Annotated in this window: 28 protein-coding genes; 12 read left to right on the forward strand and 16 right to left on the reverse strand. The window is 60.4% G+C overall.

Features of this window, described 5'->3' with window-relative positions; translation table 11 throughout:
• Positions 1-30: 30 nt before the first annotated feature.
• Positions 31-1317, reverse strand: a complete 1287-nt coding sequence (locus ND528_RS15210) for an MFS transporter (RefSeq protein ID WP_137216222.1) — start codon at positions 1315-1317, stop codon at positions 31-33.
• Between the two features lie 159 nt (positions 1318-1476).
• Here ND528_RS15210 and ND528_RS15215 point away from each other — a divergent pair, with 159 nt between their 5' ends.
• Entirely contained in the window at positions 1477-2391 is a 915-nt protein-coding gene (locus tag ND528_RS15215) for a LysR family transcriptional regulator (RefSeq protein WP_263470634.1), read from the forward strand.
• Between the two features lie 90 nt (positions 2392-2481).
• Here ND528_RS15215 and ND528_RS15220 read toward each other — a convergent pair whose 3' ends face one another.
• Genes ND528_RS15220 through ND528_RS15230 form a run of 3 tightly spaced genes read right to left on the reverse strand, consistent with a single transcriptional unit; the run spans position 2482 to position 4326 of the window.
• Entirely contained in the window at positions 2482-3024 is a 543-nt protein-coding gene (locus ND528_RS15220) for a DUF2937 family protein (protein WP_024012023.1), read from the reverse strand.
• A 12-nt stretch (positions 3025-3036) separates the two neighbouring features.
• Entirely contained in the window at positions 3037-3813 is a 777-nt protein-coding gene (locus ND528_RS15225; RefSeq protein WP_263470635.1) for a class II glutamine amidotransferase, read from the reverse strand.
• A gap of 15 nt (positions 3814-3828) precedes the next feature.
• Entirely contained in the window at positions 3829-4326 is a 498-nt protein-coding gene (locus ND528_RS15230; RefSeq protein ID WP_016771225.1) for a hypothetical protein, read from the reverse strand.
• Positions 4327-4562: 236 nt separating this feature from the next.
• Between ND528_RS15230 and ND528_RS15235 the strand changes: the two genes are divergently transcribed.
• Complete coding sequence (locus ND528_RS15235; protein ID WP_263470636.1) at positions 4563-6617, forward strand: S9 family peptidase; 2055 nt, start codon at positions 4563-4565, stop codon at positions 6615-6617.
• 195 nt (positions 6618-6812) lie between these two features.
• The gene (locus ND528_RS15240) at positions 6813-7286 is read left to right on the forward strand and encodes a cyclic nucleotide-binding domain-containing protein (protein ID WP_016771227.1); all 474 of its coding nucleotides are present in this window, start codon (positions 6813-6815) and stop codon (positions 7284-7286) included.
• On the opposite strand, the gene ND528_RS15245 is transcribed toward ND528_RS15240, so the two are convergent.
• Positions 7283-7567, reverse strand: coding sequence for a hypothetical protein (locus ND528_RS15245; RefSeq protein WP_016771228.1), 285 nt, complete (start codon positions 7565-7567; stop codon positions 7283-7285). The genes ND528_RS15240 and ND528_RS15245 overlap by 4 nt on opposite strands.
• A gap of 80 nt (positions 7568-7647) precedes the next feature.
• On the opposite strand from ND528_RS15245, the gene ND528_RS15250 reads away from it, so the two are divergent.
• The 4 genes from ND528_RS15250 to ND528_RS15265 all read left to right on the forward strand — a co-directional run bounded on the left by ND528_RS15250 (position 7648) and on the right by ND528_RS15265 (position 9854).
• Positions 7648-8334 carry a spermidine synthase gene (locus ND528_RS15250; protein WP_024012020.1) on the forward strand — a complete coding sequence of 229 codons (687 nt, stop codon included), beginning with the start codon at positions 7648-7650 and terminating at the stop codon, positions 8332-8334.
• 49 nt (positions 8335-8383) lie between these two features.
• Entirely contained in the window at positions 8384-8755 is a 372-nt protein-coding gene (locus ND528_RS15255) for a YajD family HNH nuclease (protein ID WP_003222612.1), read from the forward strand.
• Positions 8756-8924: 169 nt separating this feature from the next.
• Positions 8925-9395, forward strand: coding sequence for an RNA methyltransferase (locus ND528_RS15260; RefSeq protein WP_007911337.1), 471 nt, complete (start codon positions 8925-8927; stop codon positions 9393-9395).
• An 81-nt stretch (positions 9396-9476) separates the two neighbouring features.
• Positions 9477-9854 (forward strand): YgaP family membrane protein, encoded by a 378-nt coding sequence (locus ND528_RS15265; RefSeq protein WP_110645006.1) that lies wholly within the window; start codon positions 9477-9479, stop codon positions 9852-9854.
• Positions 9855-9975: 121 nt separating this feature from the next.
• Here ND528_RS15265 and ND528_RS15270 read toward each other — a convergent pair whose 3' ends face one another.
• Positions 9976-10425 (reverse strand): YcgN family cysteine cluster protein, encoded by a 450-nt coding sequence (locus ND528_RS15270; protein WP_016771232.1) that lies wholly within the window; start codon positions 10423-10425, stop codon positions 9976-9978.
• Between the two features lie 164 nt (positions 10426-10589).
• Here ND528_RS15270 and ND528_RS15275 point away from each other — a divergent pair, with 164 nt between their 5' ends.
• Complete coding sequence (locus ND528_RS15275) at positions 10590-11183, forward strand: nitroreductase family protein (RefSeq protein WP_130909620.1); 594 nt, start codon at positions 10590-10592, stop codon at positions 11181-11183.
• 90 nt (positions 11184-11273) lie between these two features.
• On the opposite strand, the gene ND528_RS15280 is transcribed toward ND528_RS15275, so the two are convergent.
• The 4 genes from ND528_RS15280 to ND528_RS15295 form a co-directional block, all read right to left on the reverse strand.
• Positions 11274-12206 carry a D-2-hydroxyacid dehydrogenase gene (locus ND528_RS15280; RefSeq protein ID WP_263470638.1) on the reverse strand — a complete coding sequence of 311 codons (933 nt, stop codon included), beginning with the start codon at positions 12204-12206 and terminating at the stop codon, positions 11274-11276.
• A gap of 105 nt (positions 12207-12311) precedes the next feature.
• Positions 12312-12605: a YcgL domain-containing protein gene (locus ND528_RS15285; RefSeq protein WP_016771234.1), complete on the reverse strand. Its 294-nt coding sequence runs from the start codon at positions 12603-12605 to the stop codon at positions 12312-12314.
• Entirely contained in the window at positions 12602-13735 is a 1134-nt protein-coding gene (gene rnd, locus ND528_RS15290) for a ribonuclease D (protein ID WP_263470639.1), read from the reverse strand. The genes ND528_RS15285 and rnd overlap by 4 nt, the downstream gene beginning before the upstream one ends.
• A gap of 163 nt (positions 13736-13898) precedes the next feature.
• Positions 13899-15548: a phosphoethanolamine transferase gene (locus tag ND528_RS15295; RefSeq protein ID WP_263470640.1), complete on the reverse strand. Its 1650-nt coding sequence runs from the start codon at positions 15546-15548 to the stop codon at positions 13899-13901.
• A 403-nt stretch (positions 15549-15951) separates the two neighbouring features.
• On the opposite strand from ND528_RS15295, the gene ND528_RS15300 reads away from it, so the two are divergent.
• Positions 15952-17124 carry a cyanate transporter gene (locus tag ND528_RS15300; RefSeq protein ID WP_263470641.1) on the forward strand — a complete coding sequence of 391 codons (1173 nt, stop codon included), beginning with the start codon at positions 15952-15954 and terminating at the stop codon, positions 17122-17124.
• Positions 17125-17301: 177 nt separating this feature from the next.
• On the forward strand, positions 17302-18237 hold the full coding sequence (locus ND528_RS15305) for a LysR family transcriptional regulator (protein ID WP_024012014.1): 936 nt from the start codon (positions 17302-17304) through the stop codon (positions 18235-18237).
• 3 nt (positions 18238-18240) lie between these two features.
• Here the strand turns inward: ND528_RS15305 and ND528_RS15310 are convergent, their stop codons facing one another.
• The 6 genes from ND528_RS15310 to ND528_RS15335 all read right to left on the reverse strand — a co-directional run bounded on the left by ND528_RS15310 (position 18241) and on the right by ND528_RS15335 (position 23926).
• Positions 18241-18606, reverse strand: a complete 366-nt coding sequence (locus ND528_RS15310; RefSeq protein ID WP_016771238.1) for a 5-carboxymethyl-2-hydroxymuconate Delta-isomerase — start codon at positions 18604-18606, stop codon at positions 18241-18243.
• Between the two features lie 166 nt (positions 18607-18772).
• A complete protein-coding gene (locus ND528_RS15315) occupies positions 18773-19693 on the reverse strand; it encodes a LysR substrate-binding domain-containing protein (RefSeq protein ID WP_263470642.1) in 921 nt (306 codons plus the stop codon).
• 77 nt (positions 19694-19770) lie between these two features.
• The gene (locus ND528_RS15320) at positions 19771-21867 is read right to left on the reverse strand and encodes a DUF6311 domain-containing protein (RefSeq protein WP_263470643.1); all 2097 of its coding nucleotides are present in this window, start codon (positions 21865-21867) and stop codon (positions 19771-19773) included.
• Positions 21864-22250 (reverse strand): GtrA family protein, encoded by a 387-nt coding sequence (locus tag ND528_RS15325; RefSeq protein ID WP_263470644.1) that lies wholly within the window; start codon positions 22248-22250, stop codon positions 21864-21866. Before ND528_RS15325 ends, ND528_RS15320 begins: the two co-directional genes overlap by 4 nt.
• Positions 22247-22957: a class I SAM-dependent methyltransferase gene (locus ND528_RS15330; RefSeq protein WP_263470645.1), complete on the reverse strand. Its 711-nt coding sequence runs from the start codon at positions 22955-22957 to the stop codon at positions 22247-22249. The genes ND528_RS15325 and ND528_RS15330 overlap by 4 nt, the downstream gene beginning before the upstream one ends.
• Before the next feature lie 3 nt (positions 22958-22960).
• The gene (locus ND528_RS15335; RefSeq protein WP_130909612.1) at positions 22961-23926 is read right to left on the reverse strand and encodes a glycosyltransferase family 2 protein; all 966 of its coding nucleotides are present in this window, start codon (positions 23924-23926) and stop codon (positions 22961-22963) included.
• A 275-nt stretch (positions 23927-24201) separates the two neighbouring features.
• On the opposite strand from ND528_RS15335, the gene ND528_RS15340 reads away from it, so the two are divergent.
• Positions 24202-24393, forward strand: a complete 192-nt coding sequence (locus tag ND528_RS15340; protein WP_137215420.1) for a YegP family protein — start codon at positions 24202-24204, stop codon at positions 24391-24393.
• A gap of 133 nt (positions 24394-24526) precedes the next feature.
• On the forward strand, positions 24527-24751 hold the full coding sequence (locus ND528_RS15345; RefSeq protein WP_263470646.1) for a hypothetical protein: 225 nt from the start codon (positions 24527-24529) through the stop codon (positions 24749-24751).
• The last annotated feature ends 22 nt before the right edge of the window (positions 24752-24773 follow it).

Genomic DNA, 24773 nt, shown 5'->3' on the forward strand with positions numbered 1-24773 from the left:
TCTGTAGGAGACTTCTGCGCAGGGTATCAGTTACTGCGCGTCGAGTTGCTTGCCACGGGTTTCCGGCAGGCTCAGCGCCGCGAGAATCACCACGCCGTAAGAAACCGCCGCGAAGGCGCCGATGCCCATGCTCAGCGGCACTTTCTGGCTGAGCAGGCCGATCAACAGCGGGAACAACGCCGCCAGTGCGCGGCCGATGTTGTAGCAGAAACCCTGGCCCGAGCCGCGAATCCGTGTGGGGAACAATTCGGTGAGAAACGCGCCCATGCCGCTGAAAATCCCCGAGGCGAAGAAGCCCAGCGGAAAGCCCAGCCACAGCATCACGCCGTTACTGACCGGCATCTGCGTGTAGAGCAGAACGATGGTGAACGAGCCGACCGCGAACAAGATGAAATTCTTTTTCCGCCCGAGCAGGTCGGTCAGATAAGCACTGATTACATAGCCAACGTAGGAACCGACGATCACCATCGCCAGATAACCGCCGGTGCCGAGCACGCTCAGACCGCGCTCGTTCTTGAGGAAGGTCGGCAGCCAGGAGGTGATCGCGTAGTAGCCGCCCAGCGCACCGGTGGTCAGCAAGGAAGCGCGAAACGTGGTGAAGAGCATGCCAGGGGCAAAGATCTCGTAGAACCTGGCCGGGTTTTCCGGGGTTTGCGCGGCTTTGGCTTCGCGATAAATCTCAGGATCCTTCACCAGGCGACGGACAAAAATCACGAATATCGCCGGCACGATGCCGAGGATGAACAGCGCGCGCCAGGCATCTTCCGCTGGCAAAACCGAGAACAGCAGCGCATACAAAATCGCCGTCAGGCCCCAGCCCAGCGCCCAGCCGGATTGCACCATGCCCACCGCTTTGCCGCGGTCCTTGGCGCGGATCACTTCACCGATCAGCACCGCGCCGGCGGTCCATTCACCGCCGAAACCGAAGCCCATCAGGGTGCGCGCGATCAGTAATTGTTCGTAGTTTTGCGCGAAGCCGCAGAGGAAGGTGAAGAAGGCGAACCACAGCACCGTCAGTTGCAGCGTTCGCACGCGGCCGATGCGGTCGGAGAGGATCCCGGCGACCCAACCGCCGATGGCCGAAGCGATCAGTGTGCTGGTGTGAATCAGCCCCGCTTCGCCAGTGGTGATGCCCCACATCGCGATCAGCGTCGGCACGACGAAGCTGAGCATCTGCGTGTCCATGCCGTCCAGACCGTAACCGATCTTGCAGCTCCAGAACGTGCGGCGCTCCTGCTGGTTGATGTTGCGATACCAGTCGAACGGCCCGGGGCGCGTCACAGGCTTGGATAACGGGAGGGTGTCGGGAGCACTCATGGCAAATCTCCGCAGGGCTTTTATTGGTCTTGTTCGAAGCTCCGACGACGCCTATCGTGGGAACCGGATGCGCCGATTTTTCGTCGCCCTGCCCTGCGCCGTCCAACGAATAAAAACCCGCCTTAGGCATAAGAAAAATTTGTCAGCCGAGCCTTGTCCATGAATCTGAAGTTTCTCGAGACCTTTGTCTGGGTCGCGCGCCTGAAGAGTTTTCGCCTGACCGCTGACAAGCTGTTCACCACCCAGGCGTCCATTTCCAGCCGCATTGCCGTGCTCGAAGGCGAACTGGGCGTGAGGCTGTTTCTGCGCGATTCACGCGGCGTCAGCCTGACCCCGGAAGGCTTGAAAGTACTCGACTACGCCGAGCAGATGCTCGAGACCATGGCGGCGCTGAAACAGTCGATCGAGACCCGTTCGAGCAAGGTCGGGCGGGTGCGTATCGGCGTGATGGACACGGTGATTCATACGTGGCTGAGCCCGCTGGTGGCGCAGATGACCGATCTGTATCCACGGGTGGAGATCGAGTTGGTCGCGGATACCGCGCTGAACCTTTGCGATCAGCTGCAAAAAGGTTTTCTCGATCTGGTGTTGCAAACCGATCTGATCCGCCACGAAAGCGTGCGCAGCCTGGAGTTGGCCAGCCATCCGCTGGGCTGGATCGTCGCCAGCAATTCGATCTACAACCGCAACTACGCCGACCTCGCCGAACTGGCGCAGGAGCGGATCATCACTTACTCGAAAAACTCGCGACCGCATCAGGATATCGTCGCCCTGATGCAGGCCAACGGCGTGCTGGCGCCACGGTTGAATTGCGTGAATTCGGTGTCGGCGATTACCCGTTTGTTGCGTGACGGCTTTGGTATCGGCGCGCTGCCGCCGGTGCTGGTCGCCGAAGAACTGGCGCGCGGCGAATTGATCTTGCTCGACATTGACCAGCGGCCGGCGAATCTGCCAGTGGTGGTGTCGTGGCGGGTCGGGGTTGAGTGGGTCGAGGAGATTGTGACGTTGTGTCAGCAGGTGCTGGCGGGGTATGCGCACAGAGTGGGTGGAACCTACATCGTGTTGTGTACTTGAAAAGCAAAAGATCGCAGCCTTCGGCAGCTCCAGGTGTTCACATTCCCCTGTAGGAGCTGCCGCAGGCTGCGATCTTTTGCTCTGGAGCCCTTAGAGGCCGCGGACGTCGCGATCTTCGATCGGTCGGCTCTGGCGCAGGCGGCGGCCGCCGAGCACTACCCAGTCGATCAGGCGGAACAGGCATTCGACACCGAACGACAGCAGCAACGCGCCGCTCATGCCCCAGATCATTGCCTCTGGTGTCAGCAGGATCTGATAGCTGTAGCCGTTCCAGGTTTCCTTGCGAATGTCCGGATCGGCGGCCAGGACCACTTGCAGGAAGCGCACATACCACGGCCCTTGCATCGCCTGGAATTGTTTATCCAGCGCCACCTGTCGAGTGAGCAAAGTGTTCAGGCTGTCGGCATCGCTGCGGAAAATCGGGTCTTCGCTGGCCCGGTAATGCGCGACCAGCGCCTGCATGTCGCCTTTGAAAAACTGGTCGGCCGTGCCTTGGAAACCACGCAGGCCGGTCTGCGCTTCGATCAGATGCGCTTCTACACGCTGGGCGTAATCGTTGATGAACCCCGGCACCTGGACACCGATCAACAGACCCGCCGCAAACAACACCAGCCGTAGATAACTGAGCAACATGGATGCAAATCCTTATTCGGTCTTGCCCTGGCTGACGCATTCGCCGCGTCGCCACAGGCTCCATTGGCCCGGTTCGTAGCGGGTCCAGGTTTCGTTTTCGGTCAGAGGCTCGGTGGCAATCACCGTGACCACATCGTTGGGCGTGGTTTCGGCCTGGAAGTCGACAATCACATCGACATCCTTGAGCCGCGCCGGGCCGAACGGTGCGCGGCGGGTGATCTGAGCCAGTTTGGTCGAGCAGTAACAGAACAGCCAGTCGCCGTCGCTGAGCAGGCAATTCAACACGCCCTTACTGCGATATTCAGCGCAAGCCGCGACCAGATCCGGCAGCAGCACTTCGATATCGACCGGCTCGGGGAAGGCTGCGCGTACCCGGTTGAGCAGGTCGCAGAATGCCGCTTCGCTGTCGGTATCGCCGACCGGGCGGTAGAAGCTTTTGATCGGAATGAAGTCGGCGAGCTGGCCGTTGTGCGCGAAGCACCAGTTGCGCCCCCACAATTCGCGGACGAACGGGTGGGTGTTGGACAGGCAGACCTTGCCGACGTTGGCTTGGCGGATGTGGCCGATGACCACCTCGCTCTTGATCGGATAGCGCTGCACCAGGTTGGCCACTTCCGACTCGCTGCTCGCTGCCGGGTCCTGAAACAGACGCAAGCCGCGCCCTTCATAGAAAGCGATGCCCCAGCCGTCGCGGTGCGGGCCGGTGCGGCCGCCGCGCTGCATCAGGCCGGTGAAGCTGAACACGATGTCGGTCGGCACGTTGGCACTCATGCCCAGTAATTCACACATGTGCGGACTCTCGGGTTACAGACGCGGCTCGACCCGCATGCGCTGCGGATTGTTCGGCACTGGCGGGCGACCGTAGCGGTCATCACCGGCGCCGCCGAACGGTTGATCATCGTCGCGCTCTTCGGCACGGGCGGCGGCCTTGGCGGCCTCGGCGCGTTCACGCCGCGCTGTCGAGGCGCGCTCGATCGGCAGGCGGATCAAGACGAAAACCAGATACACCCCGAAGGCGATCATGCCGTACATGAACAGATCGGAAACCGCGCGCCAGGCGTTGTTGCCGACCTTGAACAGCATGTCCAGGGCGGTGATGGCGATGGCCGGTGCAACTTTGGCTTTCACCGGATCGACGATGGTCGGGCTGAACAGCAACACCGCCATCAGCACACGCAGCGGCTCGCGCAGCCAGCGCCACATCCAGGTGGTCAGGCGCATCCATACCAACAGGCAGCCCACGGCGGCAAAGGCGTAAAGGCCCCAGGCGATCAGATAGTCGTTCTCGGTCATGGTGTCCATGGCAAGGCAGGCAAATAGGCGCTTATAGTAACGACTTTTCGCCCATGCGGCTTGTCCCAATACCAGACGGCCAGCAGCCGCCCCTGTGGGAGCGAGCCTGCTCGCGAATACGGACTGTCAGTTGCAATAGCTATGCCTGACACACCGCTTTCGCGAGCAGGCTCGCTCCCACAAGGGCTGCGGCGCTTTCAAGACCCGCGAAAAACCCAATTCCGAATATTGTCCGAGAGCCTTCCATGCCCGAATCCGCCATTGCCATCACTGCCCCGATTGCCCAGCGGGCGCCCGGCGCCGACCCGTATGCCTGGCTGCAGGAGCGCGACACCGACGCGGTGCTCGACTACCTCAAGGCTGAAAACGCTTATCAGGAAGCGCAAACCGCCGATCAGGCCGAGCTGCGTGAAAGCCTGTTCAACGAGATCAAGGGCCGGATTCTCGAGACCGACCTGTCCTTGCCCTCACCTTGGGGCCCGTATCTGTATTACACGCGCACCACTGCCGGTGATGAATACGCCCGGCACTACCGCTGCCCGCGTCCGGCGGACGACAGCCTGACGCTGGATGAAAGCCGCGAGCAACTGCTGCTCGATCCGAACGCGCTGGCCAATGGCGGCTTCTTCTCGCTGGGCGCTTTCAGCATCAGCCCCGATCACCAGCGCCTGGCCTACAGCGTCGACACCTCGGGCGACGAGATCTACACGTTGTTCGTCAAGGAGCTTTCCAACGACCGAGTCAGCGAACTCGAATTCGAGGACTGCGACGGCAGCATGACCTGGGCCAACGACAGCCTGACCCTGTTCTTCGGCGTGCTCGACGACACCCATCGCCCGCATAAACTGTTCCGCTATCGCCTCGATGGCACTGCCGCCGAAGAAGTCTTCCACGAGCCGGACGGGCGTTTCTTCCTGCATTGCTACCGCTCCAGCTCCGAGCAGCAATTGCTGCTGTCGCTGGGCAGCAAGACCACCAGTGAAGTCTGGGCGCTGGACGCCAATCAGCCACATCTGCCATTCAGTTGCCTGGCGCCACGGGTCGAAGAACACGAATACGACGTCGACCACGGCCTGCTCGACGGCGTCTGGACCTGGTTTATCCGCACCAACCGCGACGGCATCAACTTCGCCCTGTATCAGGCCCCGGACACTGGCGTGCCGCCAAGCGAGGCCGACTGGCAGAACCTGATCCCGCACAACAATGACGTGATGCTCGACGGCGTCAGCCTCAACGCAGAGGCAATGACCTTGAGCCTGCGCGAAGGTGGTCTGCCGATCATCGAGGTTCACCCGCAGGGCTCGGCGCCGTATCGCGTGCAGTTGCCCGATGCGGCCTACAGTCTGCATGTGCAAAACAGCCTGGAATTCGAGAGCGATCGCATTCGCTTGCGCTACGAAGCGTTGAATCGCCCGGCCCAGGTGCGCCAGTTGATCCTCGCCAGCGGCGAGCAAACGGTGCTCAAGGAAACTCCGGTACTCGGCCAATTTGATGCCGACGCCTATGTCAGCCAACGTCTATGGGCCACCGCCCCGGACGGCACGCAGGTGCCGATCAGTCTGGTGATGAAGCGCGAGATGGTCGGTAAACCGGTGCCGCTGTATCTGTACGGTTACGGCGCTTACGGTTCCAGCCTCGATCCGTGGTTTTCTCACGCGCGCCTGAGCCTGCTGGACCGCGGCATGGCCTTCGCCATCGCTCACGTACGCGGTGGTGGTGAGCTGGGCGAAGCCTGGTATCGCGCCGGCAAGCAGGAACACAAACACAACACCTTCAGCGACTTTATCGCCTGCGCCGAATTCCTGATCCTCAACGGCATCACCACTGCAGAAAAACTGGCAATCAGTGGCGGTAGCGCCGGTGGCCTGTTGATCGGCGCGGTGCTCAACCAGCGCTCGGACCTGTTCGGCGTGGCGATTGCCGAAGTGCCGTTCGTCGACGTGCTCAACACCATGCTCGACCCGGATCTGCCGCTGACTGTCACTGAATACGACGAATGGGGCAACCCGGAAGAACCGGACGTCTATGATCGGATCAAGGCTTACGCGCCGTACGAAAACGTCACCGCGCAGGCGTATCCGCCGCTGCTGGTGATCGCCGGCTACAACGACAGCCGTGTGCAGTATTGGGAGGCGGCCAAGTGGGTGGCGAAATTGCGCGCAACCAAGACCGATGACAACGTGCTGCTGCTCAAGACCGAACTGGGCGCCGGGCATGGCGGCATGAGCGGGCGCTATCAGGGATTACGTGACGTAGCGCTCGAATATGCATTTGTGTTCAAGGTTTTGCAGATTGCCTGAGGAACTCTGAGGGTGGCTTGGGTCTTAACAGCAGACCCAAAGCCTCCACCGATTCCCTGTGTAGGAGCTGCCGAAGGCTGCGATCTTTTGGTCCTTGTTTTGAACAACAAGATCAAAAGATCGCAGCCTTCGGCAGCTCCTACATGGGGACCGTGTGCTCCTTGGAAACAGTGATAACAAAAAGACCGCATCGACATGTCTGAACCGACCTTTCTGAACAACGAAATCCGCGACTGGCTGATGGACTGTGGCCTGTTCGATCAATTGCAGCTGGCCGACTTTGCGGCCGCTTCCGGTTACTTCAGCATCAGCACCGTGGCTGAGGGCGAGGCGATTTTCCGCGAGGGCGATGCCGGCAGTTTCATGTGCATCATCCACACCGGCCAGGTCGCCGTGCAGAAAACCGGCGCCGACGGCCAGGTCATCACCATGGCCACCCTGCGCAGCGGCCGCGCCTTCGGTGAAATGGCCGTGCTCGACGGCGAACGCCGCTCGGCCACGTGCATCGCGGCGAGCAACTGTCAGTTGCTCAACCTGGGCAAGGACTCGCTGGAAAAAATGCTCAACGACGCACCGAAAATCGCCGCAAAAATCATCCGCGCCCTCGCCGTCTCGCTGTCCAAACGCCTGCGCATGGCCGACGGCCAACTCGCCGCGCAACAGGTTTAACCGCCGGGGGACTTGACCTTGTTGCCGTTCGGCTCGATGCCCGGCACCGGTTGATCCTTGCTCGGCGGGCTGGGCATTTCGATCGGCACCAGCGGCGGGCTGCCGCTGCCGGCGCCGGACTTGGGCAGGGTGATCGGGGTGATCTGCGGATACGGCGTCGGCGTCGCGGTGCCGGGCGAACCGGGCTGCGGCGTCGGGCTGACCGGAACGCTCTGCTGGGCCTGCACTGCAGTAATCGCGAGCGCGGCCAGGGTAATGACCGTTAGAATGGTGCGCTTCATCAAGGGCTCCGTTTGGCCTTTAGTCTGTGCTCAGGCTACTCCCAACGCGCCTGCTTGCCTTCCCCCTTGTAGAGATTTCCATGAAACGTTTCGTTCTGCTCGACACCACCCCGATCCCAGAAAATGGCGGTGCCCTGTGCCTGTTCGAGTATGGCGAGGACTTCGTCATCAAGATCCAGGGCGGCGACGGCGGGCAGTTGATGAACACGCGCATGCACGGTTCAGAAGACGCACTGGCCGAGATTCCCTGCCGCAAGGTCGCCGGCCGGCCGAATTCGCGCGTGTTGATCGGCGGCCTGGGCATGGGCTTCACCCTCGCCTCGGCACTCAAGCATCTGGGTAAGTCCGCCGAAGTGGTGGTCGCTGAGCTGGTGCCCGGCGTAGTCGAGTGGAATCGCGGCCCGCTCGGGGAAAAATCCGGTCGCCCATTGCTCGATCCGCGAACGGTGATCCGCATGGAAGATGTGGCCAAGGTGCTGCAAAGCGAGCCGAACGGTTTCGACGCGATCATGCTCGACGTCGACAACGGCCCTGAAGGCCTGACTCAAAAGGCCAACAGTTGGTTGTATTCGGCTGCTGGTCTGAATGCCTGCGCCAAGGCCCTGCGCCCCAAAGGCGTGCTCGCGGTGTGGTCGGCCAGCGCTGACCGGCAGTTTTCCGACAAATTGAAGAAGGCCGGCTTCAAGGCCGAAGAAGTCCAGGTCTTCGCCCACGGCAACAAGGGCACCCGCCACACGATCTGGATTGCCGAGAAGCTTAAGGGCTGAGCTAAACTCTGCGCATAACCGTCATCAGTCTTTCTGCAAAGGTGAACCCATGAGTTCGTCCACCCCCACCAACACGTCGAAGCTGGACCGCATCCTCGCCGACAACCAGCGCGACAAGGAAATGGGCTACCGCGACAAGGCCCTGAAGATGTACCCGCACGTCTGCGGCCGCTGCGCCCGTGAGTTTTCCGGCAAGCGCCTGAGCGAACTGACCGTGCACCACCGCGACCACAACCACGACAACAACCCGCAGGACGGCTCGAACTGGGAGCTGTTGTGCCTGTATTGCCACGACAACGAACACTCGCGTTACACCGATCAGCAGTATTTCGGCGACGGCTCGCTGAGCACACCAAAAATCGCCAAGGCCACGCATAATCCGTTTGCGGCCCTCGCTGGCTTGATGAAAAAAGAAGACTGAAGATCTTCATCGCCTGAGCTGGCCCTTTCGCGAGCAGGCTCGCTCCCACAGGGGATGTGGGAGCGAGCCTGCTCGCGAAAGCGGCCGGCCAGACATCACAAATCTCGAATCTGCCCGCCCTCCCCCAATCCCCGTATAATCGCCCTCTTTTTCCGAAGGCACCCCGCTCGTGGCAGACAAACGGTACAGCTGCATTGGTTTGTACAACCCCAAATCTCCGGAGAACGTCGGTTCGGTGATGCGCGCCGCAGGCTGTTATGGCGTGGCGTCGGTGTTCTACACAGGCAAGCGTTATGAACGCGCCGCCGACTTCGTCACCGACACCAAACGCGTGCACTACGACATCCCGCTGATCGGCATCGACGACCTGAAAAAAATTCTCCCGCTCAACTGCGTGCCCGTCGCCGTGGAACTGGTCGAAGGCGCCCGCCCATTGCCGGAATACACCCACCCCGACCGCGCCCTGTACATCTTCGGCCCGGAAGACGGTTCGCTGGATAAAGAGATTCGCGACTGGTGCGAAGACGTCGTGTACATCCCGACCACCGGCTGCATGAACCTCGCCGCCACGGTCAACGTCGTGCTCTACGATCGTATGGCCAAAGGCTTGAACACCCGCTCCGGGCCGAAATTCCGCTGAAGCGTCGCACATTCGATGGAACAAGCTGACCGCCGTGGCAGTCAGCTTATCTATCAATCGCACCCTGCCTGGAGATAGATCATGAGCGAGCTCAAACGCGTAGAACGCATCGAATCCACCCCGTTCCAGTCGCCTTCGCATAAAAATGTGCACGGCTGGGAGCGCGTCGGCTCGTTGACCGGCGGCGTCCTGATGGTCGGCAAGGGCCTGCGCCGTGGCGGCGTGTTCGGCCTGATTCAAGTGGCGCTCGGCGGCATGGCCGTGGCCCGTGGCATTACCGGGCACTGCTCGGCGAAAAGCCTGCTGGAAAAAGGCCGTCAGGACATGAGCAACGTGCGGGCGAAGATCGAACGCGCCGGGGAAGAACTGAGCAAGCTGAAAACCAATGCCGAGGTGGCCACCGAAACGGCGACCGTTACCGGCAATGATTCGCTGACCTCGCCGAAGGCTGGGGTTTGAGGTTTTAAAGCAAAAGATCGCAGCCTCCGGCAGCTTTTACACGGAATCACGTTTTCCATGGTAGGAGCTGCCGAAGGCTGCGATCTTTTGATCTTTACGGGTTCAAGAACCCACCACTTCATCAGCCCGCGCGAAAAATCAGATGATCTTCCCAGTCATCCTCCGGCACGCTGCCTTCGGCGAGCATGCGCCCGGACTGGGAAATCCGCTCATGGTGCACCGCGTCGCGGTCGCCACACACCAGGTGATGCCATAACGGCAGATCCTTGCCCTCGCTGACCAGCCGATAACCGCAGGTTGGCGGCAGCCATTTGAATTCTTCCGCCTGCCCTGGCGTTAGCTGAATGCAGTCGGGGACAAACTTGATCCGGTTCGGATAATCGCTGCACTGGCAGGTCTTCAGATCCAGCAGTTTGCAGGCGATGCGCGTGTAATAGACGCTGTTGTCTTCTTCGTCCTCGAGCTTTTGCAGGCAGCACAGACCGCAGCCGTCGCACAGCGATTCCCATTCCTCATGATCGAGTTGATCGAGGGTTTTGCGTTTCCAGAACGGTTCGACTATCGCGGCCATGGCTCAAGCATCAACATCAAGGTGGTGAAAAGGCCGCCAGTCTAGTGCCAGCAGGCGCGGGGGCCAAGCGCTGGCGACTGTCGGTAAATCCGCTTGTCAGCCCCAGCGCCGCCCAGTAGGGTTTTGCAGCGAACTTCTTCCCCCTCCGTTGCAAGGAATCCTGCATGAGTGCCAACCCTCGCGTTGCCGATTACGCCATTCACCCGCAGTTCACCGAGCGCTGGTCGCCCCGCGCCTTCACCGGCGAAGCGATTGCTGAAGAAACCCTGCTGAGCTTTTTCGAAGCCGCGCGCTGGGCGCCGTCGGCGTACAACTCGCAACCGTGGCGCTTCCTCTATGCACGTCGCGATACACCGAACTGGGAGCGTTATCTGGGCCTGCTCAACGAATTCAACCGCAGCTGGGCACAGCACGCTTCGGCGCTGGTGATCGTTATTTCCAAGACCACGTTCACTGCACCGGGTGCGACGGAAGAATCCCCTGCCCTGTGGCACACCTTCGATACCGGTTCGGCGTGGGGCCATCTGGCGTTGCAAGCGAGCCTCAGCGGCTGGCACACCCACGGCATGGCCGGCTTCGATCAGGAGTTGACCCGCAAGGAACTGAACATTCCTGAGGAATACGCCCTGCACGCGGCAGTGGCGGTGGGCAAACTCGGTGACAAGGCCACCCTGGCCGAGTACCTGCAAGCCCGCGAAATGCCGAGCCCGCGTCGCCCGCTGAGCGAGCTGGTGGCTGAGGGCGATTTCACCCTTTGAAAGCAAAAGATCGCAGCCTTCGGCAGCTCCTACATGGGACTGCATTCCAAATGTAGGAGCTGCCGAAGGCTGCGATCTTTTGATGACACCTCAATATCCGCGGCTGAAATCCACCTCGCCACGCAACGCTTCACCCGTCTCATACGCCTTCAGGTTCTGCACAAACAAATCCACCATCAGCGCCGGCGAGGTCGGTGCCGAGCTGTGCCCGGTCAGCAGCAAGCCCCACGCGGTCCAGAACGGGTGACGTTGCGGCAATGGTTCCTGACGGCAGACGTCGATTACCGCGCCGGCCAGGTGCCCTTCTTTCAAAGCTTCGACCAGATCGGCATCAACCACCGCGACACCACGCCCGGCATTGATGAACAAGCCGGTCGGCTTGAATTGCTTGAACAGTGCCGCGTCGTAGATATCGTGGGTGTGTTCGGTGTTCGGCAGCAGATTGACCACGTAGTCCACCTCGCCCACCAATCGCGGAAGATCCGCCAGCGCGCCGACTTCGACAAACGGCGCCTGTTCGCGGGCGCTGCTGGCGATGCCGTACAGTTCGACGCCGAACGGCCGCAGAAACTGCGCAACGCTCTGGCCGATGTCACCGGTGCCGACGATCAGCACCTTGCGCCCTACCAGACTCTGGCCGCTGCGGTTGTCCCACTTGCGCTCGACCTGGCTGACCAGCCGCGCCAGCACTTCGCGTTCGTGGCCGAGGATGTAGGTCAGCACGTATTCGGCCATGACCTGACCGAAAATCCCCACGGCGCGGGTCAGGCGATAGTCGCGGCGCAGGCCGTCGGCGAGCAGCGGCGTGATGCCGGCCCAGGTCGATTGCAGCCATTGCGGTTGATGGCCCTGGCGCAGCAGGGTCGCGAGCAGATCCGGCTGGCCCAGCCACACCGGGCAATCGGCGGCCTGCCGCGCCAGTTCGGCGGAGTCGCCGCTGGTCAGGACGTCAAGCTCGGGGAGTGCCTGACGCAGCAGGCGGGCGTATATCGCGTGGTCGTGTTCAGCAATCAGAACGCGCATCTTCAAACCTTTCGCAAACCGTGCAGACGGCCGCCGGGTTGGGGCCGGCCATCGCGGTAAAAACAGTTCCAGGGTTAACCGAGGCCCAGGACAGGGCCTCGCGGGTCAGACCGGGTCGTTGCGTCGCAGCAACTCTTCGGGCAGGTGCTCGATGTACTCGTCCTCGGCCGGCGGCATTTGCAGGTGATAGCCCTGCTTGTCGAGGTTTTCCAGGACCACGGTGATGTCTTCGCTGGCCAGTTTGCGCTCGGGCGACAGCACCAGATCGAAGGAATGCTTCGCTTTGCCGAAAGCCGTCATCAGCGCATCCGGCACGCGCTCGAGCGCATCGCTCTTGAGCACGTAGAGATACATGCCGCTGCGCTTGGAGCTTTGGTAGATGGAGCAAATACGTTTCAAGGCTGTTCTCCGGCGGTGGCCAGGCTGTCGAGCAGCTTCTGGCCGAGCAATTCGCGGCGCCAGCCACGCAGCGAATCGGGCAATTGGTAAGGACCCTCGGGGAAGCCGCTCTTGATCAGAGCTTCGAGGGTTTTCTTGCGCAGCATCAGTTCCGGGGCGATCCCGAGGCGTTCGGCCTCGGCCTGACCCAGCGCGCGCAATTGTTTGATCAACGCAGCGGCTTCGATCGGCAACGGCTCCGGCACTGCCGGCGGCCATTGATCCGGCCCCACACTGCCAGAGCGCTTGATCAGATCAAGCAGAAACTGACCGTCCTGACGTACGGTACGCGGGTGCATGTCTTCGATCTTGCCCAGCGCTGCGAGGTTATCCGGCTGCGTGCGGGCCAAGGGCCACAGCGAGTGTTCCCGGACGATGCGGTTGCGCGGCAGATCGCGGGCGCGGGCTTCTTTTTCGCGCCAGGCGCACAGTTCACGCAGCACGGCGAGTTGCGCCCGGGACAGCTTCCACGCCAGTTTCGCCTCGCGATAGACCTCGTACGGATCGGTTTCGCGGCGCAGGTTGGCAACCAGTTCGGCGCCATCCTCCAGCACCCAGGCGAACTTGTCGGCGGATAGCTTGGGACGCAACTCGACGAACACCTCGGCCAGATGCACGGCGTCTTCGGCGGCGTAGCTGATCTGGGTTTCGGACAGCGGGCGCTGCAACCAGTCGGAGCGGGTTTCGCCCTTGGGCAGGTCGATGCCGAGTACTTCCTGCACCAGTCGCGAGTAGCCCATCGAAAAGCCGAGGTTCAGGTAAGCGGCGGCCAGTTGCGTGTCGAACAGCGGCGCCGGCAGGCTGCCGGTCAGGCGCAACAGCACTTCGAGGTCTTCGCTGCAGGCGTGCAGGACTTTCAGCACCGCCGGGTTCTCCAGCAACGCGGCCAGCGGTTGCCAGGCGTTGATGGTCAGCGGATCGATCAGGTAGGCGCGTTTGCCATCGCCGATCTGCAACAGGCCGGCAATCGGGTAGAAGGTGTCGACCCGCATGAATTCGGTGTCGAGGGCAACGAACGGCAGCTGCTGCCACTCGGCGCAAAACTGCGCGAGGCTTTCGTTGTCGCGAATCCAGTGAATATCGATAGCCACACGGCTCTCCCTTGAAGAATGGCGCGCAGTATATATCGCCACCGGCGATTTACGCGCCTTTGAAGGGCAAGAGCTGTAAGGAAATGTCTTGCCTGTCAGCAAGAATAGTCTGACAGCAGAAACAGAAAAGCCCGTCGCATTGGCGCGACGGGCAGGAAACACTTCACTGCTTGGCCAACACGCCGTCGATCACCGCGCCGCGACAACCGGCAAACATGTCCAGCGCCGGCTGATACACGCTGCTGCGCACTTCCAGCAGGCCGAGCATCGAGTGAAACAGATTGTCCTGGCTCAGCGGTTTGTCACGGCTCAGTTGCAGGCAATGGGTGTCGACCGAGTAGGCCTTCTGATAGCTGTCGGAGAACCACGCCAGCATCGCTACATGCTTTTGTTGCTCGGGCGCCAGCATGTACGGCGTGCCGTGCAGAAACAGGTTGTACTCGCCCAGCGATTCGCCGTGGTCCGACAGATAAAGCATGGCGGTGTCGACTTTGTCCTGATTGCTGCGCAGCACATCGATCAGGCTCGCCAGCACATGGTCGGTGTACACCAGCGTATTGTCGTAACCGTTGACGATACTTTCGCGGCTGCAATTGTTCAGCGCGTTACTTTCACAGACCGGAGTGAAGTGTTCGTACTCCTTGGGATACCGCTTGAAGTAATCCGGGCCATGACTGCCCATCTGATGCAGAACCAGCACGGTGTCCTTGTCCAGGTGATCGATAAAACCTTGCAGACCTTGCAGGAGGATTTCATCGCGGCATTCGCTGTTGGCGCACAACGCCGGATCCTGCAACTTGCTGACATCCTGCACCGTGACGCGGTCGCAAGTGCCTTTGCAGCCGGACTGGTTATCGCGCCAGATCACATCGATGCCGGCACGCTTGAGCACATCGAGCAAGCCTTCTTCATTCCTGGCCTTGCTGGCGTTGTAATCCTTGCGGCCCATGTTGGAGAACATGCACGGTACCGAGACTGCGGTTTCCGTGCCGCAGGAATGCACGTCAGTGAAAGCGATCAGCCCCGCTTCCTTGTCCAGTTGCGGGGTGGTGTCTCGGTCGTAACCGAGAATGCCGAAGTTCTGCGCCCGCGCACTCTCCCCCACCACCAGCACCGTGAGGGATTTGCGTGGCTGTAACTGCAAGTCGGGGTTGCGCTGGGCATCTTCGCCGATCTTGATGAACGGCTGCTGCGCCGAGACCACTTGCTCTTGCAGATAACCAATGGATGCGCCGATGTAATTGCTCGGCACCAGCATCAGGCGAATTTCGTGGTGATTGCGAAACAGCGACGACAAGCCTTGATAGTTGGCCAATGCCACAACGCCGATCACCGCCGCCGAGGCAACACTGACAATAACTTTGCTGAACAACTCACGATGCCAGCGGCGATAATTGACCGGTACTTTCCACAACAACAAACACGGCAAAATACCCAGCAAGAGAATATAAGCAAACAACTTCAACGAGAGCAGATCGCGCACTTCCGTGACGTTGGTCTCGGCAAAGTTGCGCAACATGCCGGCATCGATCATCACGCCATATTGGCTCATGAAATAAGCCACGCCGGCGCTGACTAAAAACAACAGGGTCAATAGTGGTTTAAGCAGTGGCCGGAAAGCGAATAACGTCAGGACTATGTTGAACGCGGCGAAGATCATCACGCCGAACGCCACGCGCATGGCGATGCCCTTGCCATCGGCGGCGGTGATCTCGAACAGATGTTGCCAAAGCACCAGATTGAAACCGAGCAATAAAAAGGCGCTGGCAAACAACGTCACCCATTCCGGGCGCACGGCTTTTAACTTCAACATGATGAGTGACTGTTCCTGAAAGAAGAGCCTCGTCGATTGTGAAAATTTCATTCACCGAGGCATGCCAAACTTTAGGCAGCCATGGATCAATTTTTCGTGAAAAAGATGCTAATGATTAGTTGCTTCGGAGTACGAACGTGAAAGTTTGCGAGTATTTGAGAATGGTTCAGGTTTTATTCAGTTTCAGGCACTTCGCAATGTCCTCTGTGGGAGCGAGCCTGCTCGAGAAAGCGCAGTGTCAGCAAAATGAATGTCTGTCTGGAGGAACGCATTCGCGAGCAGGCTCGCTCCCACATCGGGACAGGGTGTTATCGAGTTTTTAGGTCTGGCCCGGGGTTTTCTGATTTGCCGATGCGCGCGTCGCGACGCCTAATCTTCAGCCCCTGCATTTGAAGGCCCGCTGATGAATCACTCCCGCCCCGCCGCTTGGCTGATGCTCGCAATCATTCTTGTCGCACTTAATCTGCGCCCATCAATGGCAGCCATCGGGCCGCTGCTGTCGGCGATCCGTGGCGATACACCGTTGAGCTTCAGCCTCGCCTCACTGCTGACGATGCTGCCGGTGATGGCCATGGGGCTGGCGATGTTTTTCGGCCTGGGCCTCAGCCGGCGCCTGGGCGAGCAGCGCACGGTCCTGCTGTCATTGCTGATCATCGGGCTGGCGACGTTGTCACGGCTGTTTATCGATTCGGCGGTCGAACTGATCGTCAGCGCGATCGTGGCTGGCATCGGCATCGCGCTGATTCAGGCATTGATGCCGGCGCTGATCAAGACGCGCTTTGCTGACAACGTGGCGTTGTACATGGGCGTCTACGTGACTTCGATCATGGGCGGCGCTGCGATTGCCGCATCGTTCGCGCCGCTGGTGATGACGCGAACCGGCAGTTGGCGCATGGGGCTGGCCATTTGGGCGGGGCTGGCTTTAGTCGCCTTGCTGGTCTGGTGCTTGCAGCCCGCGCCAGCCATATCGACAGTGACCAAGCGGGAGTCTTTCATCACCCGCCGTCGCGCCTGGTTGCTGGCGATTTTCTTTGGCCTAGGCACTGCGTCCTACACCTGTGTCCTCGCCTGGCTCGCCCCGTATTACGTGGAAAAAGGCTGGAGTGAACAGAGCGCCGGGCTGCTGTTGGGTTTTCTTACAGCGATGGAGGTCATTTCCGGCCTGGCAGTGCCTGCGATCGCCAATCGCAGCCGTGATCGACGTGGGATAGTGGCGATTCTGCTGTTGCTGATCATCGGCGGTTTCTGCGGGCTGATACTCGTCCCGCAATATTTGGCCCTGCTGTGGCCTTGTCTGTTGGGCCTGGGGATTGGCGGTCTGTTTCCGATGAGCCTGATCGTAGCGCTTGATCACTGCGACGAGCCGCAGCGCGCCGGTGGCCTGACCGCGTTTGTGCAGGGGATCGGTTATCTGATCGCAGGCCTGTCGCCGCTGTTGGCAGGGATGATCCGCGATCGACTGGGCAGTTTCGAAGGCGCGTGGTGGGCGCTGACGGCGGTGATGGTGATCATGCTGTTGATGGTGATGCGCTTCGACCCTCGCCACTACGCACGCCACTTGCCTCGCCCGGGCTAGAGGCCTCTGGCCATCTTTTGCGCACGAGATTGGCAACGTCGTGTTACTAAAAGTTTCTGTCCCACATGTGTCCGTGAAATGTCCTACAAGGGTTTCTCCTGGCACCATCGTTCCGTTAGGATCGTACGCACACGTTTGCGCGAAATCTGCGCAAGGGGGCACAGCGAGACGGAACTCATGCTGAACAGTAATTTGCTTCGCAAGCTCGACATGCAGGACTTGATGGTATTTGTGGCCGTGTACGAGCAGAGCAGTGTCACCGATGTCTCGGAAACTTTGTTCGTCAGCCAGTCCACCGTCAGTTATTGCCTGAAGAAACTGCGCACCAGTTTCGAAGACGAACTGTTCATCAACACCCGCACCGGCATGCGCCCGACCTACAAGGCCTGCAGCATGTACGGCCATGTGCAGAAAATCCTCGAAAGCATCAACCTCTGCCACGCCGGTGCCCCGGCCTTCGACCCGAGCCGGCAGGCGGTGACTTTCAACATTTGCGCACCGGAATACTTCGAGCAACTGATTCTGCCGCGACTGTTGAAGCGCTTCGACTTCGACGATTTGCCGGTGATGGTCAACATGCACAAGTTTGAAACCGACGTTCCGGCCGAAGAGTTGCGCGACGGCAGCCTCGATCTGGTGATCAGTTTCGGCCCGCACTTTCACCGCCAGCATGCGGATCTGAAATCACGGATGCTGCTGGAAGATGACCTGGTCTGCGTCTTCGACAAACGCGCCACGCCACTGGAACCGCGTTTGAGCCTGCAAGCATTCACCGAACGTCGGCATGTGTTCCCGACGCCGTGGACCTCGAGCACCAACATGGTCGATGGCTGGCTGGCGCGGCAGGCGCAGAAACGCCAGATCGTCGCGCGCTCGAATAGCTACAGCGCCGCGTTGAAGATGATCACCGGCACCGATTTCATCCTCACCCTGCCCCGGCGTATCCAGCGTTTGCTGACCAACGACGCGGTGTTCAACCACTGCGAGGCGCCCAATGGCTTGCCGGGTTTCACCCTCGACATGCAGTGGAGCCAGAACGCCGATCAGGACAGCGCCAACGTCTGGCTGCGCGAACAGGTGATTCAAGTGTGCAGCGAGCTGGAAAACGCCTGAGCGTCAGACGCCGATCGCGGCTTTGCTGTAGGACTCGCGATCGATGTCGAGCAGTTCGACACACAGTTGCACTTCGAGCCCGGCCGGCCATTCGCAGAGTTCCTGCAACACTGCCAGCAGACTTTGCGAGAGCTGCTTCTTGATCTCCGCCGAGCGCCCGCTGAGCAAGGCCAGCTTCACATGGACGAAGGCACGCTCGCCTTGCGCCGTGCCGACCTTGAAGTTGTCGATCTTGATCGCGCGGCTCTTGATATCGAACTCTGCGCCGAACTGACCGGAACCGACCAGCGTGTTGTTGAGCCGGATCAGGGCGATGTCGGCGTTCAACTGCGTCAGGTTGGCGGTGTATTCCATGTGCAGGTGTGGCATTGCGGATCTCCAGTCGACGGATGCGGGGGGCGTACATATACCACAATCACACAGCGTCATTTGTGGGAGCGAGCCTGCTCGCGAAAGCGTCCTTTCAGTTTGCACATCCGCGCCTGCCGAACCGCTTCGCGAGCAGGCTCGCTCCCACAGGGTTGTGTGGTGCTTGTCAGGACGGAATCAGCGACCTTTCACTCATGAACGCTTCGAGCCGCGAGCGCAGCCAGCGTTCGGCCGGGTCACTGTCGACGTGGCTGAGCCAGACCATCGACAGGTCCAGCGTCGGCGTCTTGAACGGGAACGGTTCCTGGAACAACAACCCTGACGCCGCCATGGCCGCTGCGGTGTAATCCGGCAGGCTGGCAATCAGATCAGTGCCCGCCAGCAGCGCCGGCAGTGCGCTGTACTGCGGCACCGACAGCACCACCTGCCGCGTGCGACCGAGTTCCGCCAGCCACTCATCGGCGTAGCCACTGACATTGGCCGTGTGCGACACCAATACATGCGGGCGAGCGCAATATTCGTCGAGGGTCAGCGGCGTATCAGAGGCATCGGCACGCAGGATGCTCGGCTGGATGTGCCGCAGCAGTTTGCGTTTGGCGTTGGCCGGCAGGCCGCGGGTCTGGCTGATGCCGACGGTGATATCGCCGGCAGCGAGCAGGTCGGGAATGCGCCAGTAATCGACATGCTGCACCACGAACACCACGCTCGGCGCCTCTTGGCGCAGCGCGCGCAACAGCGGCGGCAGCAGGCCGAATTCGACGTCGTCGGACAGACCGATGCGAAAGGTCATGGTGCTGGTGGCGGGATCGAAATCGCGGGTCAGGCTCAGCGCCGCCGAGAGTGAATCCAGTGCCGGTTTGAGATGGCGGTAAATGTCTTCGGCGCGGGCCGTCGGCTCCATCCGATGGCCGACGCGGATGAACAGCGGGTCGTTGAGCATCGTGCGCAAACGGTTGAGCGCCGAACTGATGGTCGGCTGGCCAAGAAACAGCTTCTCCGCCGCGCGAGTCACGTTGCGTTCGAGCATCAGGGTCTCGAAGACCACCATCAGGTTGATGTCGGCCTTGCGTAGTTCATTGCGGTTCATCCATTGCCCCCTGCTCCCCCGGAATAGCGGCAGTGTAGAAAAGCCCGGGACCCGGCGTCCATCAACGGTTACGCGGTTTACTGCACACTCACGGATTTCACGCCCAGGCCCATGATGCGTGCGTCATCGCTCATTCCGAGACTGCGCGGGCTGACGGCGTCGGGCAAATGCAGTTCAAGTCTCAGCGCGCCATCCTCCGGCAGGGTTTGCCTGACCTGTTCATTCAACGGGATTTCCAGAGAATTGCCCTGAAAGGCTGTCAGCCGAGTCGAAAGAACTTCAACGCCGTTGAGCCTGACGATGACTCGCTGAGCAAGAGTTGGCGGCATGACGAACGCCAGCGCCTGGATCGAAATCGATTTGGCTTGCGCTGGCACGCGCAGCGCCATTTCCGCGTCATGGCCCTCACTCCAGGTGCCCCACGCTTCCGGCGCTCCCCAGCCTTTGATCAGTTGTCGACTCTTGCGATCGAATGTGTAGACAACGCCAGGACGGCTCAGCGCGATGGATGCCAGCGCCCGCCCCTCATCGATCATCGGCAGACATTGCTGACAACGCTTCCAGCCTGGTGCAAGCACAACGAAGTCATCGACCCGGGTCAGCAGATCGCTATCGCTGTGAACGCTTTTGGCCGCCAGAGCCTGCGCTTCATCGTCCAGGATATATAGAGAATCGGCTTCGTACTCTCCGGTTTGCAGCCGATGCCGAGCCACGCGCTGCGCCTTGTCGAGCGCCGAAATGCTCATGCGCCCCATGTACACCGCGTCGGTTTTCAGTCCATGTGTTCCAGCGAAATCAGCGATCGCTTGCCAGCGTTCGGGCTGGTTTTGCGGCAGCAACCCGCGAACATTCCTGTAGTGCCCGGCCGCGCTGTTCCAGAAGGGGTCGCGCATCGGACTGACCCAGTCCGATGCGGGGGCTACCATCCTTGATGCGCGCAGCCCCGCCCAGCCGTTGTGCGTATCTGCCACCTGCACCACCAGCGCCAAGGCGAGTAACCCCATGGCAACTGGCGCGCGAAAGCCCCGCACAAGCAGGTACACGAGGAACAGTTCGATTGCATAAAACACCGGCCAGAACATGCGCCCCGAAGCGCGAAAAATACTGGCCAGCCGCTCGATGAATGTCGGCAACGGATAGTTGAAAGTCTGCGTCCCAACACCGATGTGATGGGACAACGCGAACAGGGTCAGGCCGATCATTGCGAACACCAGCCACCCTCGCTCGCCCAGCGCAGCCCTCGGCGAAATCCCGCCGCGCAACCCTGCCACCGCCGCCAGCGGTAACAGCATCAGCACACCGAGGCCGAAATAATTGAAGCCTTCATAATCGCCGCCGCCCGTGCGGATGTCCGGCAATACCTGCGACCAGCCATCCGAATCGAATGGCGCCAGCAGATTCATCCGGTAAAAACCGAACCCCCCACTGCCAGCGCCGTCGGCAATGCTGAAGTATCCGGCCTGCCAGCAACACACGCTGACCAGTGCGAACAGACCGCCGAACTCGATCAGCCCCTGACGGCGAGTCAATCGGTCAAAAATGACTTTGCCGAGCAGATCGGCAAACCAGATCAACGCCACCATGACCAACAGATACGCATGCACCAGCGCTGTCGCCGCCAGCAGACAGCCCCAGGCCAGCCGCCGCCGTTGCAACGCAGGATGCAGCGCCAGGTAAAGTGCCGCCAGTAGCAGAAAGTGCCCGGCCAGAGACAGATGTCCTCCGGCACGAACAAACATCGGCGGGGAAAACAGCAACAGTCCCGTGGCCAGAAGCCGGATTACGACGTTATCCGTGATCAAGCCGAGCAGCTTCCAGCCGAACCACGCTTGCAGTACGAAACAGATGAGCAACCACAAGCCAAAATACTGGAACGTTTCTGGCAGCCAGGCGTTGAACGGTTTGAACAGCAGTGCCAGCAGCGGATTGGAGTCAGAAAAGATGATCGCACTGCCCAACTCCATGCCGTAGGACGGGTTGAGCCCGAGGGGAAAAGTCCACGGTGACTGGCGGAAAAAAACCCAGCCCAGATAATGCGTAGCCGGATCGCCCTCGCTGAGCCAGGCAATGTTCTGCGGATCGAGTGCGCGCGGACCGATCACCATGAAAAAAGCAAGCACGCCCAACAGCAACGGCAGAATCGTCAACGCTGAAGATCTGTTCCAGGGCTTCATCGATACGTCCAGAAATTATGCAAAACGAAAGTGAACGCCGGAATCGTCAGGGCCACTGCACCGATGCCGAACAGATAATTCAACCCGGCCATCTGCGCAGCCCAGGCCACCAGCATCGCCAGCAGAAAACCACCCGCCGACACCGTCAGAAAGCGCAGCAACGTGCGTCCATGCAGACGCGCGGAGAAGCTCCAGGCGGTATTGATCACATAAGAAACCACAGTCGCCACGGCAAAGGCTAAACCATTGGCCAGCGGCGGTTCGGGCGCGATGAAGCGGATGAACAGCACAGCCACCAGCGCATGCAACGCGGTGACGAACAGCCCGGTTACGGCAAAGCGCAGACCGCGCCGGACAAGCGCAGATTTGTCGCCGGCGATCACGGTTTCTGCGCCAGCACGAAAACGCTCAAACCGGCCAGCCGGTTTCTCCTCATCAACGGCAGCTCAAGGCGGCACAGGGTCTTGAGCACACTGTTCACCCACGGGTGATGACGCTTGAGTTGCGACTGCGGCTCTGCGGTTTGCGAACCTTGAGGCATCAGGCGCAACGCAGCGGCGATAGGAAACACCGCACCGAAATAGTAGGCGCCGCGCTGCACGGTCAAACCGGCATCGCCCGCCAGGGTTTCGAATTGCGCGAGGGTGTAGCGGCGCTTGTGCTCGAGGAAATCGTCGTGACCGCTCCAGAGAAACTGAAACGCCGGCACCGTCAGCAGAAAACGACTGCCCGAAGGCACTTTATCGACGTAGCTTTTGAGCAGGCCGAGGTCGTCGTCGACATGCTCGAGCACATCCATCAGTAACACCAGATCGGCATCAATGCTGTCGATGTTGCGTCGGTAATGCACCGGTTTGCCCGCAGTGGTGGCGCTTGAATCGGCGGGGTAACTGATGTCGACGCACCACGCCTCATGCGCGTCGGTGTGGGTCAGCAGATGATGCGAGAAAAACCCCGAGCCGGCACCGACATCGAGTATTCGTCGGATCGGCATGTCACCCAGCAATTGCCGGGTCGCCGCCGCTTTTGAGCAGTAATACCAATGCTCATCGATGCTGTCGCCGAGGATGTCGGTTTCCTTGAGATCCATCTGTCAGTCCTTGGGGTCGTAGACGCGACGCACCAGAAAAACCGGCCGGCGTTTGGATTCGATATAAGTGCGGCCGAGGTATTCGCCAAGTACGCCGATGCCGATCAATTGCAGACCGCCGAGAAACGTGACCGCGACCATTAAAGACGCATAACCGGGCAGATCGATACCGTGGATCAGCGTGCGCAAGACAATGAACATCGCGAAGGCAAACGACACCAGCGAAACCGTCGCTCCCAGGTAAGTCCAGACTCGCAGCGGTTCGGTGCTGAAACTGGTGATGCCCTCCAGAGCGAAATTCCACAGGCGCCAGCCATTGAACTTGCTCTGTCCGGCCACGCGCTCGGGGCGCTCGTAGTCGACATGCGTGGTGCGGAAACCGACCCAGGCGAACAGACCTTTCATGAAGCGGCGCGACTCGGGCAGGGTCAGCAAGGCATCGACCACGCAGCGGTCCATCAAGCGGAAGTCGCCGACATTTTCCGGTAACGGCTGTTCGGCGATGCGGTTGTGCAGGCGATAGAACCAGTGGGCCGAGGTCGATTTGGCCCAAGTGTCGCTGCGGCGGCTGACGCGATGCCCCAGCACCACTTCGTAACCTTCGCGCCAGCGCTCGATCATCTGCAAGATGACTTCCGGCGGGTCCTGCAGATCGGCGTCGATCGGCACTACGATCTGCCCGGTGGCCATTTGCAGACCGGCCGACAACGCCGCTTCCTTGCCGAAGTTGCGACTCAGATCAACGATGCGCAGACGCGAATCCTGCCGTTGCCGTTCAAGCAAGCGCTCAAGGGTCGTGTCGGTGCTGCCATCGTTGATGAAGACCAGTTCAAGATCGATCAGCGCCTGCGCCTGAAAGACATCGTCGATGCGCGAAAGAAAGCTGTCGAGGCTGTCGGCCTCATTGAAAACGGGGATCACCAGCGACAACGTCACCTGCCCGGCCTGTTGCGTTCCGTGCTCAGTCAAAGGAGTGCTCTTTTTATGGTTTGTCGGTCATCGAAAGTATTTCGAGGCCATGAGCCGTCCCGTATTAAGCAGTAGCAGGCACGCACGTGCAAGCATGACACGGCGTCATATCGGCCAATTCGCCGGGCAGTCGCGGCGCTCTGGCCAGCGTCTTTGAGAAACATCCGCGAACGATTGGAAACAAATCCCCGATAGCCAAAAAAACCCGCTGCGCTAGGCTTGCGTCGATGCGCCACACTGGTTGGCGCACCTTTCTATCGCAGGGAGCGAACCCCATGTATTTCGAAATCTACCGACAAACCCGAGGCACCCCAAGCACAGGCAAAGGCCAGTGGCGCTGGCGTCTGCGCGCGCGCAACCACGAGACAGTGGCCAGTGGCGAATCGTATGTGAACAAGGCTGATTGCCTGCACGTGATCAACCTGATCAAAGCCGTACAGGACGAGACGCCAATCAAGGAAATTTGAGCGACGTCCGGTTCATCTGCAAACCGGCACCGTTTGTCGCCCTTCAAGGCGTTTATTTGAATGCTTGCCAGCGGTGTTCATCAAAGGTGCATGTACTGCAATTTTTGCTGCCATGCACCCAAGGATTTCAGCCATGTCCCATGAGCACCGCTACCTCATCAGTTTCATCGTCGACAACCAGCCGCAAAGCCGCACGCTGATCCACGATGGCGACACCCTTGATCCGGGTCTCGCTGAAACGCTGGTCAAGACCGCTTTTCCCGAATTGAAGGCCGCTTCACTGAGCGACGTCCAGGTGCAGAAACGCATCAGGCTCGACGAAGGCGACAACGTCCCCGGCCACTATCAGCAGCCATGAGCCGATCCCGGGCCGCCACCAT

It is taken from the genome of Pseudomonas mercuritolerans (genome assembly GCF_025706525.1).
Lineage (GTDB): Bacteria > Pseudomonadota > Gammaproteobacteria > Pseudomonadales > Pseudomonadaceae > Aquipseudomonas > Aquipseudomonas mercuritolerans.

Excerpts from the sequence above, each read along its gene's own strand:
- ND528_RS15210 (WP_137216222.1), bottom strand. The coding sequence starts at position 1,317 with ATGAGTGCTCCCGACACCCTCCCGTTATCCAAGCCTGTGACGCGCCCC.
- ND528_RS15215 (WP_263470634.1), top strand. The coding sequence starts at position 1,477 with ATGAATCTGAAGTTTCTCGAGACCTTTGTCTGGGTCGCGCGCCTGAAG.
- ND528_RS15220 (WP_024012023.1), bottom strand. The coding sequence starts at position 3,024 with ATGTTGCTCAGTTATCTACGGCTGGTGTTGTTTGCGGCGGGTCTGTTG.
- ND528_RS15225 (WP_263470635.1), bottom strand. The coding sequence starts at position 3,813 with ATGTGTGAATTACTGGGCATGAGTGCCAACGTGCCGACCGACATCGTG.
- ND528_RS15230 (WP_016771225.1), bottom strand. The coding sequence starts at position 4,326 with ATGGACACCATGACCGAGAACGACTATCTGATCGCCTGGGGCCTTTAC.
- ND528_RS15235 (WP_263470636.1), top strand. The coding sequence starts at position 4,563 with ATGCCCGAATCCGCCATTGCCATCACTGCCCCGATTGCCCAGCGGGCG.
- ND528_RS15240 (WP_016771227.1), top strand. The coding sequence starts at position 6,813 with ATGTCTGAACCGACCTTTCTGAACAACGAAATCCGCGACTGGCTGATG.
- ND528_RS15245 (WP_016771228.1), bottom strand. The coding sequence starts at position 7,567 with ATGAAGCGCACCATTCTAACGGTCATTACCCTGGCCGCGCTCGCGATT.
- ND528_RS15250 (WP_024012020.1), top strand. The coding sequence starts at position 7,648 with ATGAAACGTTTCGTTCTGCTCGACACCACCCCGATCCCAGAAAATGGC.
- ND528_RS15255 (WP_003222612.1), top strand. The coding sequence starts at position 8,384 with ATGAGTTCGTCCACCCCCACCAACACGTCGAAGCTGGACCGCATCCTC.
- ND528_RS15265 (WP_110645006.1), top strand. The coding sequence starts at position 9,477 with ATGAGCGAGCTCAAACGCGTAGAACGCATCGAATCCACCCCGTTCCAG.
- ND528_RS15270 (WP_016771232.1), bottom strand. The coding sequence starts at position 10,425 with ATGGCCGCGATAGTCGAACCGTTCTGGAAACGCAAAACCCTCGATCAA.
- ND528_RS15275 (WP_130909620.1), top strand. The coding sequence starts at position 10,590 with ATGAGTGCCAACCCTCGCGTTGCCGATTACGCCATTCACCCGCAGTTC.
- ND528_RS15280 (WP_263470638.1), bottom strand. The coding sequence starts at position 12,206 with ATGCGCGTTCTGATTGCTGAACACGACCACGCGATATACGCCCGCCTG.
- ND528_RS15295 (WP_263470640.1), bottom strand. The coding sequence starts at position 15,548 with ATGTTGAAGTTAAAAGCCGTGCGCCCGGAATGGGTGACGTTGTTTGCC.
- ND528_RS15300 (WP_263470641.1), top strand. The coding sequence starts at position 15,952 with ATGAATCACTCCCGCCCCGCCGCTTGGCTGATGCTCGCAATCATTCTT.
- ND528_RS15305 (WP_024012014.1), top strand. The coding sequence starts at position 17,302 with ATGCTGAACAGTAATTTGCTTCGCAAGCTCGACATGCAGGACTTGATG.
- ND528_RS15310 (WP_016771238.1), bottom strand. The coding sequence starts at position 18,606 with ATGCCACACCTGCACATGGAATACACCGCCAACCTGACGCAGTTGAAC.
- ND528_RS15315 (WP_263470642.1), bottom strand. The coding sequence starts at position 19,693 with ATGAACCGCAATGAACTACGCAAGGCCGACATCAACCTGATGGTGGTC.
- ND528_RS15320 (WP_263470643.1), bottom strand. The coding sequence starts at position 21,867 with ATGAAGCCCTGGAACAGATCTTCAGCGTTGACGATTCTGCCGTTGCTG.
- ND528_RS15330 (WP_263470645.1), bottom strand. The coding sequence starts at position 22,957 with ATGGATCTCAAGGAAACCGACATCCTCGGCGACAGCATCGATGAGCAT.
- ND528_RS15340 (WP_137215420.1), top strand. The coding sequence starts at position 24,202 with ATGTATTTCGAAATCTACCGACAAACCCGAGGCACCCCAAGCACAGGC.
- ND528_RS15345 (WP_263470646.1), top strand. The coding sequence starts at position 24,527 with ATGTCCCATGAGCACCGCTACCTCATCAGTTTCATCGTCGACAACCAG.